Genomic DNA, 15,152 nt, shown 5'->3' on the forward strand with positions numbered 1-15,152 from the left:
GCCGGGATCGGGTGGGACGGTGCAGGCACTGCAAGCCATGTTTTTGCCGGCCTCCGAACTCGACACCGGGTTGCGTACGCGAGACCAGGAGTGGCAGATTTTGAACCCCAGAGCCCAGACCCAAGCCGGCGGCGTGACCAGCTTCAGTTCGCGCATCGGCGCCCCCTCGGGAGCGTCACCTTCGATGCACGCGTTGATGCTGCCGTCAGTCAGTACCTTGGCCGAAGACGATCCGTACATCCTGAGCCGGAATCGGGACGATCGCACGGCAGCTGGATCGATGATTTTTCCGCTCAAGGAAAGGATCAAGAGCGCTATCGCATCAGCAGATAACATCCCCCCGATACCTGGAAAGCGCACTTGTGCTCAGTTGGACCGGGACACCACTGATACATATCAACGATATTTTCAAAAAATTAATATTATTACATTTGAATAGTTTTTCTTTAGTCGAAACATGTAGGATTTGTATTGCTTACATCCTGGAGCTAGTCGCCAGACCTCAATTTGAGATAGCAGACTCAACCATTCAGCCAAGTCGAAAGGAACAAGATGAAATCCCAGATGCGTCATGCCGCAATGATCGTTTCGCTGTTGTCCGCCTCCTCCTGTGCTTTGGCGCAGATTCCAAATAGATGCCCATCGCTGGCGTTTTATGGCAATGCCGCCACCAGCGGCCTCTGCAAAAGCCTCAGCCCTGCTACGCAAAACCTGCAAGTGTGTGAATTGACGGCCGCACAACCCGACGTTCACTTGACCTTCGGCCTCCAGCCAAATGGCGTGAACCCGCCCGTCCCTCTCCACCTGACAGTGCGCACTCAGGCCAACAACTGCGAACAAGCGACCAATATCGTCCAGAACGCTGCCGGAGCGTTTGTCGCGCAAAGCAACGCCCTGCTCTGTGGCGTCGACCCCGTCACCTATGTTCAACGCATGAACGCTCAAACGATTGTCCCGGGGAGCAACGGTCAAAGCGCTTGTCGCACAGCATTCATCAACGCACAGACGGGCGGTAAATTGACGCCAGCAGTGGCGCAAGGCTACCTCAATGCTTGCAACACCGGTGGCCTGGCGAATGCCGCATGTCCGTGATGTGAAGCGGCAAGCACCAAAGGCGACAAGAAATGAACTGCATTCCGAGTGCGAGCGAAGGCATTTTGAAAGGCTAGCGAGTGTCCAGCAGACGCGTGGCGATTCACAGTGATCCGGAAAGGAGATAAAAATGAGCAAAGGTAGCGGTAATAACGGAGGCCGTAGTGCTGGCTCCCAGGGCGGTGGCAGTAAAGCTGGCGGGGCAGCCGGCGGGGGCCGTGGGCAAGGAAATGGCGGAGGGTGGCCAAGTGGAACGGGCAAGCCATCCGGCGGAGGGCGCAGCAATGCACCCGCTGGCGCTGGCAACAAATAGGTCTGGCGCTGGTTTAGCTTAATAATTCCGTCGAGAGGAACCGCCCGCAAGCTAAGCTTATGGACTCCCTTGACGTGAAAACGGCCGCAGGAAGCGGCCGTATCGTTTGGGGCTGGACAGCGGGTTAACAACCTATTGCCCCAGATTTGCCCCAAGTTGCTATTTGTAGACAAAATCAATATCGGAGTTGTGGCATGCTATCGCGATGTGGGAGGAGCATGCCACGGCAACGAAATATCCACTCAACGGCACGGAGCCGTCAAGCAGAGCCGGCGGCAGACCACCTGCGTTGAAGCCTGAGCATATCGCAGTTTTACACGATATCGTAATGGAGCGCGCGCAGGCCAGCTTGCAGGAAATCGCCGACGAACTTCATCACCGCTGTGCTTTACGCGTGTGCGCAGCAACGATTCGTCGCGCGCTAGGTGCCGTACGGCTCAAGCCGGTACAATCTGACATCCGCAAAGATGGTCTTGAGGACAATTTTTCACTCCTCTTTCTAGGTAATTTTGTTATCTAAGTGATATTTGGTGATAATTTTTTCAATTTTCGCCATTAGTATGACAAGACACTAGGGAGAAAAATCATGCGTATACATGCTTTTACTATGTTCGTCATAGTTGGGATCAGCTTGCTCAGTGGTTGTGCAGCCCAGATGTCCAAATCGATTGGTCAACGGGTTGACGTATCGGAACAATGCCGACAAGTGCAAGAAGATCCCCTGCCGAACGCTGCTCCCAGCAATATACTCACCGCGCATCTTGGCAACTTCGGCGACTGTGATGTATGGCTAAATCAAAGCAAGAAACACTACGAATTCCTGCCCTTGTGCGCATTTGCACAAATCCAGACCAAGTATGACTACGAGTTCTCAACCGGCGAGGCCGAGATGCTCAGGAAAGCGGAGCTAGACAAGTTTGAGAAGGTCGTCACGCAACTGAATGAGTTGAGAGACCTTGTCAATCAGAAAAAAGATGCACTCGAAAACAGCCTGCAAAGCCCAGAGCAAAACCGGCTGGTTGCCGTAGCAAATGCAGTGAATCAAATCGATCCGGCAGCGATACGCCAAAAGCTCGCTGATCTGCGCACCAGCATCAACGTACTACGGCAGACGCTGTATAAGGACCGTCAGCTGTTCAGCCAGCAAATGGCCATCGAGTTGGCCGCCTGGGATACCAACTTCCGAGCCACCCTTGACCAGTTTGAACGACTTCTGTCCGGCGACTACCGGCTTGTCATCAGCGACACGCTGCGCAACCAAGTTATAGTCCATGTCGCTCGGCGCAGTCTCGACATGCTGCACAGCGCGTTGCGGCCAGCCGACGCCATCATCAACAAACTGGACCAGCAAGGCTACGGCGTCATCAGCGTCAGCTACATGGCTTTCGGTCCCGATATCCAGAAAAGCGTCAACAAGGCCAAGCTAAAGATCGAAGGCATTTACCAGGAACGGCTGAAAAAAACCGGATCGGATAACCCGAAATACCTGCAGCAATTCATGCGGGAGATGCGGCGCGCTGCCTGCAGCAATCTGCAGCAGGGCACGCAATTTTCCATGCTGACCGAGATCGTTGACACGCTGTTCATCACGGACATCAAGGACGATGCAGCGAACAAAACCATCATCGAAGACAAGCTGGTAGAGTACGATGCGACAGGATCGGCTCACGGTGCCCATGAATTGTTCGGCAGCATTAGCGCATCTTATGCAGCGATGGTGGACGGGCAAAAAGCGCCGCCAGCACCGCCCGTCGCACTGCACGTTTCCCTTGCTAACGAGTGGGCCGCACGCCAGATGCTGCTGGTCGAAAAGATGGAAACAAGGGTCAAGGCCGGCGCGCGCGTGCCCGAAAAAGACAAGTATGGGAAAATCCCGCCGCCAGAAATTATCTTCCCAACACTGGAACAAGTCGATGAGGCCTCCGTAACGCGGATTGCGGACGCCGCCAGTGCCAAGGTCATCGACGACGCCGCACGCAGCGCACCGGCCTTGCTTGTCAGCCAGACCGGTGTGGCAGGCAGCGACCTGCAGGTGGCGATAGCCAACAACATCAACGTATCCGCCGCCGCGTATGCCGTCAGCCAGGCTTCGGCGACGCTGAACGCCAACTTCAACATCAATAACAGCAATACCTTCAACCCCACCAATACCGTCGCGCCGGTGATCAATGTGGCCCCGTATCCCGCTGGCGGCGGCAGCGGCGGCGGCACTGCCGCCACGCCGGACGCTGGCGCGTCGTTCTGCGCCAGCGGCTATTTTGCCGCCCACAACACAGCATGCGTGCGCGACGGGCGCGACTACGTGGTGACTTTCGCCCCCAGCAAATCCTTCGCCAGCAATGCCTGCAGCAGCCAGACGATCGACATTGAACTGAAACTGTTGGCCGCTGCTGCGGTCCACCATGCTGAAAGCACCGGCGGCCGCTTCAACGCGTCGATTACCGGCCTTGCCTCACCGCCCGCTGCCTCAGCGTCAAACTGCGGCGCCAGGGTCGCGCCCCGCTGCACCTACGTCAATCAGATTCGGGATGCGGTCAAGATCGATGGCTGTCCGGCAGCCGGCACCAAAGACAGCGGCAATCGCATGCTGTCTGCCGCACGGGCAGCCGCTGCCGCCAAAACGCTGGAGGACGCCGCGCCCGGCCTGATCCTGGTGAATGGGCTGTCGGCACAGGGCGCCGACAGCGCCTACGGGGTCGCAAACGAAAATCTCGATATCGATCGGACCGTCGTCGTTCGTCTGCAAACCGTCCGTTAAGCGAGCGGTTTGCACGTAAGTTTTTTTCCACAATCCGTATAGAAAATTTGCGTCGACCTATAAGATGTCGGCATACGGCAAAGCAGCACTGTGTCACGCTTCCTTGGTCACTAAACTAAATACGCGGGCTTCACTTATTTTGCCCTCACGTATTAGCAAACAGTCCGTTGATATTCTTTCCGGTAATCACATCCGGTCCAAAATAGCAGCTATAGCTACCTGAATCGCCACCTATAGCTTAGGCTCTCCTGATCCATGGCTCTTGAAAGATGAAGAGCCAATGATCGTGTTGAGACCTGGGTGTCCTGCCAGACTCCTGGTGCGCGATCTCACAGCTGCCGGATCCAACGACGAGATCGGGGCCGACCTGCCTATCCCCTGCCCTGCAGAGACTCCTACTGCGCGCTAGCAAATGCCGCTTGAGCTTCGGCAGGCTCAGACAGGATATCTTCCATGGCTAAACACCCTGCGACTTTATAGCTCAGGTTTTTGCAGGGCTCCGACTTTGGCTTGACGTGTAGGCGGTGCCTGCGGTTTGGGGCTGGCTGCCGCAGCCGGTGCTGACGTTTGAATGTCGATCGGTACTGCAACGCATCGTGCTGGTCGCGATGCATTAGAGCGTACGCTCACGCTGCCCGCCTCAGCTGATTGGTACACATCGATATGGATCGGGTTATATTGACCATAGAGACAATTACGCTTCGCCCAGGCTTCGCCGCGGAAGCCTAGCTGAGTTTATAGCATCTACATCTCAAGCATCTTGCTTCGAAGCTTTTTCTGCATGCCAAAACCTCAGAGTGCCGTCAACGCCTCTAAGGCCCACAAGGACAAGTTTGACCCCGTTTGAGGTATCGTAGTCTTGTGACGATCGGTATTTCTGGAGCCTGATTGTATACACCAGTTGCTGATTCAGCGCGGACATGTTGCGGTAAGCCAATCAAGTGTCGCCCGCAATATCTCACCATCATTATGACGGCGATATCGGTGACTGTCTGGATCCGCCTGCCAATTACCCCAAACCTGACTTCTAAGCGCGGCATGCCCGGCAGTGGTAAGCCAGTCGCCGCTATTCGGCGCATTTTCCAATTGCAGGCTCTGGGTGAGCTCGATTCCTAAACGCGGTCTCGCAGCCGCCCCCTGAGCAGCGATCTCGTCGCCCTCGTCTATACCTATTCCATAAATCTCCGGCTGCCACACTAGTGGGAATGCGCACGCCAGTTGATCAAGCTCGCCGATTAGCCGGTGCTGCTTTCCTTGAAGAAGCCCTTGGCGGCGCTGGCCATGTCTCCATAAGACTTGATCTGCGCTTGCGCGCCCTGCTGGGCTGCTGTGGCTTGAGCCTTGGCGATCTTAGTCGGATCACCGCCGGCGTCCTTCATTGAGGCCGCCAGTTGCGCTGCGACACCAGCCTGCGTGCGTTCGTAGCCAGTCAGCGCTGTGGTCAGGCCGCCGATCGCTTTCCCCACAGCACCGAACGATTCGGCCATGCCGGTGGCAGCAGCCTGCGCCGCCGTGTCGACGGCCGTCAAAATATCCAGCAGTTCCTTGGCCTTGGCGACGTCGGTGCCAGCCTCCTGGGCCTGGGCGACACCTTGCGCGGCGCGCAAGCGGCTCAAGCTGTCGATCTTACGATTATTCAGCTCGATGGTCTTCTCGCTATTCGCGAAGCCAGCCAAGGCCGCGTTCTGCTCCTCCAGGTCGGCAATGGCCAGTGCCATCTTGGCTGCTGGCAGCAAGCCGTAAGTGCGGATCTGTGTGGGTGATGCGGGTTACAGGTTGCAGAACCAGCGAATCTTGACAGGGACCATCCAGCGGTCGCCGTCCTCGCGGCCGTCTGCGATTTCAGGCGTGCGCTCGATCTGCACGGTCAAATCGCCCTTCGTGAAGCTTGCGCCGCGCCGGAACAGCTCCCTGATCATTTCAGCGCGCGCGCCGGCAACGGCAGTGCCCTGCCCTGACGGATACATCAGGCTGACCTGGAAGATGCCGCGCTCCTGGCGCGAGCCATCGCCCATGGAGTGATTGGCCGGTTCCGCCGGCAGCAGGTAGGCTGCCTGATATGGCCGGCCAGTGACCGGCGCGTACGGGACGTTCTGCCAAGCGGTGTCGATGGCTGGCGCGCGGCTGTCCAGGGCAGCCTCCAGTGCCGCTCGTATTGTTGGTTGGCTCATAATTTATAGCTTGAATAGCCTGGCGCGAACTCGCTTACGGTGGTGCCGTCGCGCACGCCGTTCACAGCATTGTCCACAATGGTGCGGAATTCTACGACTGTCAGGGCAACGACACCGACGGGCGCCTGGCGGGACCAGCCCTCCTCGATTCTTTTTGCATAAGGCAGATTGTTCACCAGGTAGATCACATCGCCCGCCTTTGCCGCGCTGAGCGTGCTGCCGTGGGCGGCGATTGTGGCGCTGCCGTCTTTATCTATCAGATCGCGCACACCGGCAGCCGGCGAACCGATGGAAAGCTGCCAATTGGCGCGGAAACGGCCGCCCGTGTAACCAGGTGGCGGTTTGTGCTTCCAGAACTTGGCGTCACCTACCGGCGAGCGCTGCACCAGCTTGTTGTCGATCTTCAAAGTGATGGCGTGCACCACCAAGTCCTGGCTGGCCTTCGTCTTGGCGATGAACTCGGCGATCTGCATGGAAAACGACATACCGGCCATCAAATCCCCCTGAGTTGCAATGTGTGCAGCACGGTCACGTCGACCGGCGCGGTGGTTTCGACGGCCTTGACCGTGTAGTTGGCGCCACCGAACAGCACCAGGTCGGCGGCGGTAGGCTGCGGCATCGGCGCGCCATTACGCTGCAGTGGTGACAGCAGCAGCTTCTGGTCGCCCGCCTAGATCAACGTGCCGTCGATGTTCTCGGCCTCGTAGGCGATTTTCACGCCCGTGCCTTCGTAGTCTGTGGTGATGGTGGGCGCGGTGCCCAGGCCCGGATCGTAATCACCGGTCACTACCTGGCGCAGCACCACGATGCCGCCCTTGCGGCGCAGGGACTGGTCGGCGCGCGCGGCGGTTTTGCTGTAATCGGTCATAGCCTATGGCGCTTTCAAGTAGTCATACGGCGGCGTCTCCACGAAGCGCACCGCCTTGATCGTGGTCTTGCCGTCGATCAGGGCACGCAGCACCCGGTGCCAGCCGTCCATGATGAAGCCCTGCTGGCACAGAATGATCGGATACTCGGTTGACGTCCAGCGCGCGGCGCACGTGGTGCGCGATGCCGTAGGCCGAACCGACAGGGGTCCAGACCTCGCTGCCGGAGTAAATCGCCGCCAGCGGCAGGTCGAACGGCACCAAGTCCTTAGCGCGTGCGATCAGGCTGGTGACGATCCATACCTTGCCGTCGTCGCAGTAGGTGTTATCGGCGACGAAACAGCCGTCGATCTTCACTGCCGGGTAGGTGCTCATGCCCGTGTCACCTTCATCGAATTGCCGCCGCCGGCCGCACCGAAGTACGGCGCCAGGAGCGCGTCCACGGCCACGAAGCGCTCGCGCGCGTCCGTGGTGTTCTGGAAGTACTCCGTTTCCAGCGGGCCGGTCTTGTCCTTCTTGATGGCGTTCGAGCCGGTGTCGAGGTCGGGAAGCAGGTCTTCGCCGTTGCCGGCGCGCACGGCCAGGTCAATGCAAGCATTCACCACGTCCACCGGCACGATGATGCTGGGCACAATGAAGCTGTCGACCACGACATTGTAGCGTGGCCAATCCAACGCCTGATGCTGATACACCCGGCGGCCGGCCCAGCGCGTGCGGTAGGAGGCCATGAACTGAACCGCCTTGCGCAAGGCGATCTCCTTGGATGCCTCGGCCAGCGCCGCCCAAGCGGTCAGGCCCAGGCTGGCACAACGCGCATCAGCCGCGGCGACGCTGGCATATGAGTCTGCGTCTGCCAGGCCGGCACCTGTTTCGATGATGATCATAATTTATTCCTGTTACTTTGATAATAAAAATATATCCAGCAAATACCGCATAAAATTGTCGTATAATTAATTTCAGTACTTTTTTAACATCAAAACACAGGGATGAAATGAACTCAAAAATTGTTGCCAAAATTACGCTCAGCGCTCTCATTTTCTGCGCCTGCATCCACGCACAAGCCATAACCTTTTCCAACGTCGCGTTACTTGGCAGTGGAATCTCTTCTCTGGGTGCTCCTGACACGACCAGCTACGGCGAAACCTTAACGACATCATTCGAAGGAGTACTTCAGGATTTCAGCTTTTATGCGACTGCAGGTAACAATGGCAACGTGGGGTTGATAATTGCGACTTGGGATGGCAGCAAAGCCATCGGGCCGGCCTTGTACACAAGTTCACCAATCGCGTATAGCGGTGGCGTCCAGACACTCGTAGCGAATGAAATCAATTTGACATTGCTAGTCGGTGTAAAGTACATCGCATTTTTAACAACTGCAGGCATCGACAATCCAATTTCAAGCGTGACGATGCAAGGTTCGACCGCCGACGCTGGCTTGGGAGGCAAATTTGCGTATCTGAATTCCGATGGCGCCAATCCCCTTGATTTGAATGGCGCATGGAACCACCATTCTGTAAGTAACATGGCCTATACAGCGAATATCACCCCAGTAGTACCAGAGCCGGAAACCTACGGCATGATGTTGGCAGGCCTGGGCCTCATCGGCTTCATGGCTCGTCGCAAAGCCAAGTCGTCTTAATTGAAATTGGCGCCTTGCACGATGGCGCCGTTTTTTTGCCAGCAACCACTACCTCATTCAAGCACCCAGCAGCGCTTGAAGTTCAGCCTTGTTTGCCGCCGCAGGGTATTTGATGCCCTTACTATCTAGCGCACCCTGCAGTTGCTCCTTACTCATCCCGGTGGCTTGCGTACTGGCGACCGCACCACTAGCCAAGGATCCGGCCTCGCCACGCAGGCGCTGAGCTTCGGCTTCATTCGCGGCGGTCTGGTCCGCGATGCGAATGGCAGCAATCCCGTTTTCACGCGCCTGCTCGGCAACGCGCTCCTCCGCTTCGGCCAGGCGCTGGGCGCGCTCGTCCAGTACGCGCCCGCGCTGCTGCAGGTTATGGTTGATCGGCTCCTGATCGTGCAGCGAGTACTCGTGCAGGTCGCGCATGGCGCACAGCAGGCAAGTATGCGAATCCAGCGTCGACAGCCAGACCAGACACTCAATCAACTCCGCATTCCGCTGAAACGAGGCCAGTCGCGCGGCGTTGGCCACGGCCTGTACCGAGCTGTGCACCAGCGCGCGCGCATTCGCAGATGACGCTTTTAAGATGCCCTGCTCACCCGGCGCAACAGGATCCGGCGCAGGCGTTGGCCCCTTGGCTGCCGGGGCCGCTGGCGCGCTTGGTGTCCAGGCCGGCATCGGTGGCGTGGCAGGCATGCTTGGCGCCAGATCGGCCGCCTTCGCACTCTTGCCCAGCACGCGCGACACGATCTGTGACGTCGTTTCGCCCTGCGCAGCACCGAGCCGCACCTGGCTGGCGAATCGAAACTGCGTATCGAGCGCCTGGCGCTTCCACCAGTCCGCCGACGACGCGCCCTTGATCAACGTGTCGCCGACGAGCTTTTCCAGATACGTCGCCGGCGGCAGCTTTGCGCCCAGTTTGATCTTGAGGCCCTGCGTCAGCACCTTGGCCGTGTAATCGGCCTCGATGCGCACCATGCCGGTCAGGTTGCGGGTCAGTTCGGCCTGCATGCCTGTGTAGTGCGACGAGATCAGTGCGTTCGACTCGCGCAGCAGCGCGCCCAAGCGCTGCTTGCCGTAGGTCGATATCTCGCCCTCGTTCAATTTTGCCGTGAGCTCCTTTGACATGGCGCCCATCAGGGCCAATATCTTATCCTGCGTGCCGGCCGAGAAACGCAGCAGGTTCAGGGAGTGCGTCAGGAACATCTCGGCGATCCACTCTTCGAGCGCACCCATTTATTCCCCCGCCAGGTCAGGTGGCGCGGACTGGATGCGCTCCTGCTCATCCTCCCACTTCAAATCTGGCGATACGATGCCGCGGCGTTGCAGCTCATTGAAGTAGGTTTCTCCGGAAATCCGGTTATTGGCTACGCTCTTGAACAGCAATTCCGCACTGGCCTCGGCCAGCGACGCTGCGCCGAAGTCCTTGAAAATGGTGATGTGGCCGCCTTCCGGCTCATTCACCCAGTCGGCCAACAGCTGCAGCGCCTGGTCGCCTGCGTCTTCAACATTGCCCGCGATCTTCTGCAGCGCGCATGCGCCCTGCTCATTATCGGCCAGGGTCTGCGATTCCGTCACGTTGCCCGGTTTGATCACCAGCAGTTCGGCACCGGCCTGGCGCATGCGGTCTTCCAGGTCGAGAATGGACAGGCGGCCGGCCTCGATGGCCTTGCCGCCATGCTCCACGAATTTAAGGTCGCCTTCGGGCGAGTCCGACTTCACTGCGGTCCCGGCGCCGACTGCGATATCGCTGCCTTCGAGCATCTTCGCAAACAGAATCGGCACGCGTGCGATGTGCAAAATATTCTGCTGGTCGCTCTTGCTCTGCCAATGCTCCACGTTGCTGTGCGCCAGTTCCAGCAGCGGCGGCGTGGCCTGCATGTAGCCCAGGCGCTTGCCGTAGACAGGCACGAATGGGATGATTTTCAGGCTGGTGATGCCCTCTTCATGCAGCGTCCACTCCTTTTTGCTGCCAGTTTCGCTCTGGCGCCAGGTCTGCCAGGTGCCGCGCCCCAGGACGCGCACCTGTTCGATTTCCTTGGTGTCGAAGTCGCCGTTCGGCTCGGACACGCTTTCCAGCAATCGCAGCTGGGTCAGCCCATCAAGACTGGTTGCATTCTTCGGCAGCCAGCCCAGCACGTTCTGCACATGCACCTGGACGAAGTACGGGCGCACGCCGGCGGCCTGCTCGTCTGCCTTCGTAACCAGGTTGCCAGCCTTGGGGAAGTCGACCAGGATACCAGCGAAGCCGTAGCCCATCGCCTCCTGTGTGATCTCGGACAGGAAGCTGTGCAGGTCACGCCCGGACAGGTCGACGTTTTGCAGCCAAGGCTTCAGGCGTTCCGGCACGTCCTCGCCCAGCGTCACCGGCTTGCTGAATGGCTTGGCCGACAGCACGTCTATGGTGCGGGCATAAGCCGGGAACAGCGTAGCCACGGCCAGACGAAGGTCGTAGCTCTCGCTGTCCTCGCCCGGCCACTGCGGCAAATACTTCTTGCCAGCGGCCCGCATGGTCTTGGTGCCGCCAAGCAGCGCAGCAACCAGGGCGCAATCCTCGTTCAGCTTCGCGGCTTCGGCTGATTGTTTGCGTACGGCGTCGGTCATGGAAATCCTTGTTGTTACATGCGCAGCGGCGCTGTGGTCGTCCAGCGGCTCGGCGTCATCGATCTCGCCAGCCTTGTTGTGCGCGATGCCAGACAGCCGGTGCGCGGTGGCAGCGCCATAGCGTGCGGCGCCGGCCAGGTGCATCGAGATTTCTTTCAACTCATCGGCCAAAGTGCGCGCACTTATCTGCGCACCAATCGGTAGCGCACTAAATGCTGACTCTGCTGCAACCAGTTGATTTGCAACATCTTTTATTTGTTTCGTCTGCGCACCAAAGCGTTTTCTGATCGCTGCTTCGGATACGCCGAATTCCCGTGCAAGTGCTCGGGCTGCCTCACCTTTTAAAAGGCGCCCGCCAATCTCCGACCATTGTTTTTCTGTCAGCGATGATTTACGCCCCATACGTTTCTCTCTGATAATATTGGCGTAGTGAAATTTCAGCCTTTATGAGACCCAAACATGCCCTACTACGTTCAGATGCAGCAGACAGACTTTTTCTCCTTTGTCCACAGTTTTAGTGATGCTGAAGCAAGAGCAATCCGCGATGCAGTGATTGACGAAGAATTTGAGTTATCGAATGGTTTTGGCCGCCTCGATAAGGATGGCGATGTGACTCTAACTTTCATCAAGAGCGACGGGTCGCGCATGTACGATCTAAACCATATCGAGATTTGCCGTCAGTTTGCGCAAGGGGATCGTGATGGTCTTGAAGAAGATATTGAAGATTAATCTGAACACCGCCCGCTTCCAGCAGGCGCCGCGGTGCATCGCGGCTGGAGTCCTCTGGATCATTGCTACGTCGGTGACTGCGCCCGTTCTCTAAGGGCTGCCACTGGAGCGCGCTGGCAGATTGACGCCGAACACGTCTACGCAAATTTGATTTGAGCCGCTGCTGAATCTGAAGGCAGCAAAAACGCACTAAAATGGAAACTCAATCACTGGAGGACACCATGGACGACGACGATAAGTACTTCCCCCGCCTTGATCGCTATGCGACGCTAGAAATGCCACCACCCTCAACTCCTTGCAGCCCCCTCAGGCGAATTCGCATCGCGAAGCAAATTCAATTGCTTCACAACTGGATCGATGCCAATACGACCTGGCCCGAGAGCTACCGCGACTAAGTCGGGGCGCTTGGTAGGCCGTAGCGCTGGCCGCCGCGCCGGGCGTGCTGAATCATGGCCTGGTGCGCGGCCTCGGTGCGCTCGCGCATCCAGGCATCGAAGCCGATAACCTCGACCAAGTGCGTCTCGCGCGGCACCGGCTCATACGCGGCCAGCACCATGTCGAAGCGTTCCGCCTCTTCCGGGTAGAACTCGCACTTCACCGTGACGATCTCGCCAGCAGCGCAGCGTAACTCGAACGAAACGCAGTGCTTCGGTAGGCCGAGCAGCGCGATCAGTTGCGGGCCCAGCGTCTGGACTGTCATCAGGCTGTTCATGGGTTGCTTTCAAGTGGGGGCGCAGGCGGCATCATGCGCGCGGTGGCGCTGGCAACACACGCTGGGCAATGGGTAAGCGCCTGCAGCAGCCGGCGCGCCTCTTCGGCCTGCGCCAACTGCGTGGCCAGTTGGTCGATGCGGCGCATGTCACCAGCTTGGGTCGCTCGGATGATCATGTCGCGGTAGTGGCGCGGGTTCATATCACACGGTCCAGGCGTGCAGCGCCGGCTTGGCCAGTGCCCACAACCAGGGCCAGGCCAGTAGCACGAGCGCGACGATGGCGGCGCCGATCAGCGCGCCCACCAGGATCAAGGTGATGATCATCCCGCGGAAGTCGATATCGAACATGCTGACCTCAAATAGAAAAGCCACCAGCGCAGTGATGCGGCCGGCGGCGAAACCCGGCGTGCCGGGCAAGGAGAACTGGAGCGGGTGACGGGCCTCGAACCCGCGTCGCCGGCTTGGAAGGCCAGCGCTCTACCACTTGAGCTACACCCGCGTATCTGGTTGCTGGTTACAGCGTCCGGCGCCGAATAGCCGCGACTACAAAGCGCGTCGGCTGGGTGGTGCTTATACTGCTCGTAGTTTTGGGCTGATTGATGCGCTAAGGCCTCGCCAGTGCCAAACTACCCGCTGCGCCAATGGCTAAATGCGCGGTAAGTCGCCTTCACATTTGCGCCGTGCGGCGCTGGGGCTGGATTCTTCGCTACTTCATGGCGCACCTCCTTTCAGGCCTGCGGTGGCATGATCGCGCGCGCATCCTGCCAGTTCAGTTTCGTTCGTCGCGTTCGGCGCGCGTCTGGCGCTCAGCAGCGATCAATGCCCAGCCCAGCTCGCGGCGCACCTCTTCCCGCGGAGGTAGCAGGTCGAGCACAGGCATGCGGCGCTCCAGGTAGTCTTGAGCAAAGTGGTGTTGGTATTGTTTTGGACTGGACGGCCTTGAAAATGGGCGCGCAATAGAAAAAGCCACCTAAAGGGTGGCTATGTTTTTACTTCTATCACAATCCGCATGATGAACTATACAATTTTAACGCGAGCGAATCCCTCAATGGATGGGTGCCCGGCGAATTCCCGCTATCGGTGCCGCATCATGCGATCAGTACGAGTGTGGAAAGTCTGCTTAGATTACATCAAAAAAATAAAAATCACAAGTCAAATCTCGACAGCGAGCGATATTGCTACTAAAATAATCTCCTCACGAGAATGGAGACGCCAATGTCTGATACTTCGCCTCAACCGGTACAAGATAAAAATAAAACTGTGTGTATAGAACACGAAAAACTTAAGCTACATTTTGCCTATCTAGTGGTTATTCTAGTTTTTTCGATGATCTTACTGGCGACAGGCCAGTTTACACCTAAGGAAAAGTTCACGGAATACCTGTCCAATGCCGCTACTCTCGTCTCAGTGGTGCTTGGCCTAGTAGCTATTTTTTATTCCTTTATTTCAAATGATGGCCTATCAAAAAGTTTAGGATCAATAAACAATGTATCTGAACAAATCGCAAAAACAAGAGAAGAAATAAGTATTTATGTGGATCGCACAAAGGAAACAGGAGATCTTGCGGAATCTGGCGCAAAATTATTAAGCTCTGCCACACTCGAAATAAAACACAATCTTAGTGAGTTATCTTCAGCAATGGAAGCGATAAGAGTTCAAACCTCAGATTTCGGCACTATAATTAGCGAAATACCTTCCAAATTTGAGAAACTTGAAATCACCTTCCAAGATGCCGCGAAAGGATTTGGAGTAAAAGAAAAGAGCAGGGACGAGCATACTCCATCTGCAGAACTCGCACCGGCTCTTGTCCAGCAAGTTCTTGAAACATCCTCATTAGCCTGCAATCTTGTCATCATCGCATGCGTGTTCGCATTTCAGTCCAAGAAACAATTGGACCTTGAGAATTTTAGCAAAATAATGGAAACAAAATTAGACGATCTGATGTCCGGCTACATTATTGCACTGAATGCATTTGGAGCAATTTCGATTAGATATATAAATTCTCGCAATTTCGAAATAGTTGAAGCAAACAAAAACATTGAAAAAATTGCCGAGAAGTATTATATTGAATACCTAAATTCATCTTTTAACGATGATAAAGCGGAGAAGGAAATATGGAAAAAAAGGCTAGATGCTGTAAAGGATTTATTTTTTCCTTGACCATGTAATTAGAAATTTAAGCTCTGAAATTAAATCTTAATTTAGAAGCAGCGCGAGCATTGTGTGTCTGAACAAAGTCATCTAATTCACTAACCATATCCAAAATCTTTTCGCGCT

The 15,152-nt window shown here is 56.8% G+C and carries 20 protein-coding genes and 1 tRNA gene; 8 read left to right on the forward strand and 13 right to left on the reverse strand.

The genetic code is table 11. From position 1 onward, the window contains the following. Positions 1-37: 37 nt before the first annotated feature. The 4 genes from P9875_RS17675 to P9875_RS17690 all read left to right on the forward strand — a co-directional run bounded on the left by P9875_RS17675 (position 38) and on the right by P9875_RS17690 (position 4,163). The gene (locus P9875_RS17675; protein ID WP_099402193.1) at positions 38-439 is read left to right on the forward strand and encodes a hypothetical protein; all 402 of its coding nucleotides are present in this window, start codon (positions 38-40) and stop codon (positions 437-439) included. Between the two features lie 113 nt (positions 440-552). Continuing rightward, entirely contained in the window at positions 553-1,092 is a 540-nt protein-coding gene (locus P9875_RS17680) for a hypothetical protein (protein WP_099402194.1), read from the forward strand. Between the two features lie 641 nt (positions 1,093-1,733). Beyond that, a complete protein-coding gene (locus tag P9875_RS17685; protein ID WP_158300141.1) occupies positions 1,734-1,925 on the forward strand; it encodes a hypothetical protein in 192 nt (63 codons plus the stop codon). Between the two features lie 135 nt (positions 1,926-2,060). Then, positions 2,061-4,163 carry a hypothetical protein gene (locus P9875_RS17690; protein WP_158300142.1) on the forward strand — a complete coding sequence of 701 codons (2,103 nt, stop codon included), beginning with the start codon at positions 2,061-2,063 and terminating at the stop codon, positions 4,161-4,163. A gap of 1,235 nt (positions 4,164-5,398) precedes the next feature. On the opposite strand, the gene P9875_RS17695 is transcribed toward P9875_RS17690, so the two are convergent. Genes P9875_RS17695 through P9875_RS17725 form a run of 7 tightly spaced genes read right to left on the reverse strand, consistent with a single transcriptional unit; the run spans position 5,399 to position 8,084 of the window. Further along, positions 5,399-5,881 (reverse strand): hypothetical protein, encoded by a 483-nt coding sequence (locus P9875_RS17695; protein WP_099402197.1) that lies wholly within the window; start codon positions 5,879-5,881, stop codon positions 5,399-5,401. A 51-nt stretch (positions 5,882-5,932) separates the two neighbouring features. After that, positions 5,933-6,334, reverse strand: coding sequence for a DUF4128 domain-containing protein (locus P9875_RS17700; protein WP_099402198.1), 402 nt, complete (start codon positions 6,332-6,334; stop codon positions 5,933-5,935). Then, positions 6,331-6,828: a hypothetical protein gene (locus tag P9875_RS17705; RefSeq protein ID WP_158300143.1), complete on the reverse strand. Its 498-nt coding sequence runs from the start codon at positions 6,826-6,828 to the stop codon at positions 6,331-6,333. The genes P9875_RS17700 and P9875_RS17705 overlap by 4 nt, the downstream gene beginning before the upstream one ends. Further along, positions 6,828-6,953: a hypothetical protein gene (locus tag P9875_RS17710; RefSeq protein WP_278316114.1), complete on the reverse strand. Its 126-nt coding sequence runs from the start codon at positions 6,951-6,953 to the stop codon at positions 6,828-6,830. Before P9875_RS17710 ends, P9875_RS17705 begins: the two co-directional genes overlap by 1 nt. A gap of 51 nt (positions 6,954-7,004) precedes the next feature. Beyond that, positions 7,005-7,202 carry a hypothetical protein gene (locus tag P9875_RS17715; RefSeq protein WP_278316115.1) on the reverse strand — a complete coding sequence of 66 codons (198 nt, stop codon included), beginning with the start codon at positions 7,200-7,202 and terminating at the stop codon, positions 7,005-7,007. A gap of 22 nt (positions 7,203-7,224) precedes the next feature. Continuing rightward, positions 7,225-7,575: a hypothetical protein gene (locus P9875_RS17720; RefSeq protein ID WP_278316116.1), complete on the reverse strand. Its 351-nt coding sequence runs from the start codon at positions 7,573-7,575 to the stop codon at positions 7,225-7,227. Next, complete coding sequence (locus tag P9875_RS17725) at positions 7,572-8,084, reverse strand: DnaT-like ssDNA-binding protein (RefSeq protein ID WP_099402200.1); 513 nt, start codon at positions 8,082-8,084, stop codon at positions 7,572-7,574. Before P9875_RS17725 ends, P9875_RS17720 begins: the two co-directional genes overlap by 4 nt. Positions 8,085-8,191: 107 nt before the next feature. Here P9875_RS17725 and P9875_RS17730 point away from each other — a divergent pair, with 107 nt between their 5' ends. Continuing rightward, on the forward strand, positions 8,192-8,839 hold the full coding sequence (locus P9875_RS17730; protein ID WP_278316117.1) for an FxDxF family PEP-CTERM protein: 648 nt from the start codon (positions 8,192-8,194) through the stop codon (positions 8,837-8,839). Between the two features lie 57 nt (positions 8,840-8,896). Here the strand turns inward: P9875_RS17730 and P9875_RS17735 are convergent, their stop codons facing one another. Next, positions 8,897-10,066: a hypothetical protein gene (locus tag P9875_RS17735; protein ID WP_278316118.1), complete on the reverse strand. Its 1,170-nt coding sequence runs from the start codon at positions 10,064-10,066 to the stop codon at positions 8,897-8,899. After that, positions 10,067-11,836, reverse strand: a complete 1,770-nt coding sequence (locus tag P9875_RS17740) for a DUF4055 domain-containing protein (RefSeq protein WP_278316119.1) — start codon at positions 11,834-11,836, stop codon at positions 10,067-10,069. It lies immediately after the preceding gene. Between the two features lie 57 nt (positions 11,837-11,893). Between P9875_RS17740 and P9875_RS17745 the strand changes: the two genes are divergently transcribed. Next, on the forward strand, positions 11,894-12,163 hold the full coding sequence (locus P9875_RS17745; RefSeq protein WP_099402202.1) for a hypothetical protein: 270 nt from the start codon (positions 11,894-11,896) through the stop codon (positions 12,161-12,163). Between the two features lie 221 nt (positions 12,164-12,384). Next, a complete protein-coding gene (locus tag P9875_RS17750; protein ID WP_278316120.1) occupies positions 12,385-12,558 on the forward strand; it encodes a hypothetical protein in 174 nt (57 codons plus the stop codon). Here the strand turns inward: P9875_RS17750 and P9875_RS17755 are convergent. The 4 genes from P9875_RS17755 to P9875_RS17770 all read right to left on the reverse strand — a co-directional run bounded on the left by P9875_RS17755 (position 12,555) and on the right by P9875_RS17770 (position 13,374). Continuing rightward, positions 12,555-12,875, reverse strand: coding sequence for a hypothetical protein (locus P9875_RS17755; protein WP_099402204.1), 321 nt, complete (start codon positions 12,873-12,875; stop codon positions 12,555-12,557). The genes P9875_RS17750 and P9875_RS17755 overlap by 4 nt on opposite strands. Continuing rightward, positions 12,872-13,075: a hypothetical protein gene (locus P9875_RS17760; protein WP_099402205.1), complete on the reverse strand. Its 204-nt coding sequence runs from the start codon at positions 13,073-13,075 to the stop codon at positions 12,872-12,874. Before P9875_RS17760 ends, P9875_RS17755 begins: the two co-directional genes overlap by 4 nt. Before the next feature lies 1 nt (position 13,076). Next, a complete protein-coding gene (locus P9875_RS17765) occupies positions 13,077-13,292 on the reverse strand; it encodes a hypothetical protein (protein ID WP_099402206.1) in 216 nt (71 codons plus the stop codon). A gap of 7 nt (positions 13,293-13,299) precedes the next feature. Next, a tRNA-Gly gene (locus P9875_RS17770) sits at positions 13,300-13,374 on the reverse strand. 716 nt (positions 13,375-14,090) lie between these two features. Between P9875_RS17770 and P9875_RS17775 the strand changes: the two genes are divergently transcribed. Next, positions 14,091-15,035: a hypothetical protein gene (locus tag P9875_RS17775; RefSeq protein WP_158300145.1), complete on the forward strand. Its 945-nt coding sequence runs from the start codon at positions 14,091-14,093 to the stop codon at positions 15,033-15,035. Positions 15,036-15,152 lie beyond the last annotated feature (117 nt).

The sequence above is a fragment of the Janthinobacterium rivuli genome, from assembly GCF_029690045.1.
Classification (GTDB): domain Bacteria; phylum Pseudomonadota; class Gammaproteobacteria; order Burkholderiales; family Burkholderiaceae_D; genus Janthinobacterium; species Janthinobacterium rivuli.

Excerpts from the sequence above, each read along its gene's own strand:
- P9875_RS17675 (WP_099402193.1), top strand. The coding sequence starts at position 38 with ATGTTTTTGCCGGCCTCCGAACTCGACACCGGGTTGCGTACGCGAGAC.
- P9875_RS17680 (WP_099402194.1), top strand. The coding sequence starts at position 553 with ATGAAATCCCAGATGCGTCATGCCGCAATGATCGTTTCGCTGTTGTCC.
- P9875_RS17685 (WP_158300141.1), top strand. The coding sequence starts at position 1,734 with ATGGAGCGCGCGCAGGCCAGCTTGCAGGAAATCGCCGACGAACTTCAT.
- P9875_RS17690 (WP_158300142.1), top strand. The coding sequence starts at position 2,061 with ATGTCCAAATCGATTGGTCAACGGGTTGACGTATCGGAACAATGCCGA.
- P9875_RS17695 (WP_099402197.1), bottom strand. The coding sequence starts at position 5,881 with ATGGCACTGGCCATTGCCGACCTGGAGGAGCAGAACGCGGCCTTGGCT.
- P9875_RS17700 (WP_099402198.1), bottom strand. The coding sequence starts at position 6,334 with ATGAGCCAACCAACAATACGAGCGGCACTGGAGGCTGCCCTGGACAGC.
- P9875_RS17705 (WP_158300143.1), bottom strand. The coding sequence starts at position 6,828 with ATGGCCGGTATGTCGTTTTCCATGCAGATCGCCGAGTTCATCGCCAAG.
- P9875_RS17710 (WP_278316114.1), bottom strand. The coding sequence starts at position 6,953 with ATGCCGCAGCCTACCGCCGCCGACCTGGTGCTGTTCGGTGGCGCCAAC.
- P9875_RS17715 (WP_278316115.1), bottom strand. The coding sequence starts at position 7,202 with ATGACCGATTACAGCAAAACCGCCGCGCGCGCCGACCAGTCCCTGCGC.
- P9875_RS17720 (WP_278316116.1), bottom strand. The coding sequence starts at position 7,575 with ATGAGCACCTACCCGGCAGTGAAGATCGACGGCTGTTTCGTCGCCGAT.
- P9875_RS17725 (WP_099402200.1), bottom strand. The coding sequence starts at position 8,084 with ATGATCATCATCGAAACAGGTGCCGGCCTGGCAGACGCAGACTCATAT.
- P9875_RS17730 (WP_278316117.1), top strand. The coding sequence starts at position 8,192 with ATGAACTCAAAAATTGTTGCCAAAATTACGCTCAGCGCTCTCATTTTC.
- P9875_RS17735 (WP_278316118.1), bottom strand. The coding sequence starts at position 10,066 with ATGGGTGCGCTCGAAGAGTGGATCGCCGAGATGTTCCTGACGCACTCC.
- P9875_RS17740 (WP_278316119.1), bottom strand. The coding sequence starts at position 11,836 with ATGGGGCGTAAATCATCGCTGACAGAAAAACAATGGTCGGAGATTGGC.
- P9875_RS17745 (WP_099402202.1), top strand. The coding sequence starts at position 11,894 with ATGCCCTACTACGTTCAGATGCAGCAGACAGACTTTTTCTCCTTTGTC.
- P9875_RS17750 (WP_278316120.1), top strand. The coding sequence starts at position 12,385 with ATGGACGACGACGATAAGTACTTCCCCCGCCTTGATCGCTATGCGACG.
- P9875_RS17755 (WP_099402204.1), bottom strand. The coding sequence starts at position 12,875 with ATGAACAGCCTGATGACAGTCCAGACGCTGGGCCCGCAACTGATCGCG.
- P9875_RS17760 (WP_099402205.1), bottom strand. The coding sequence starts at position 13,075 with ATGAACCCGCGCCACTACCGCGACATGATCATCCGAGCGACCCAAGCT.
- P9875_RS17775 (WP_158300145.1), top strand. The coding sequence starts at position 14,091 with ATGTCTGATACTTCGCCTCAACCGGTACAAGATAAAAATAAAACTGTG.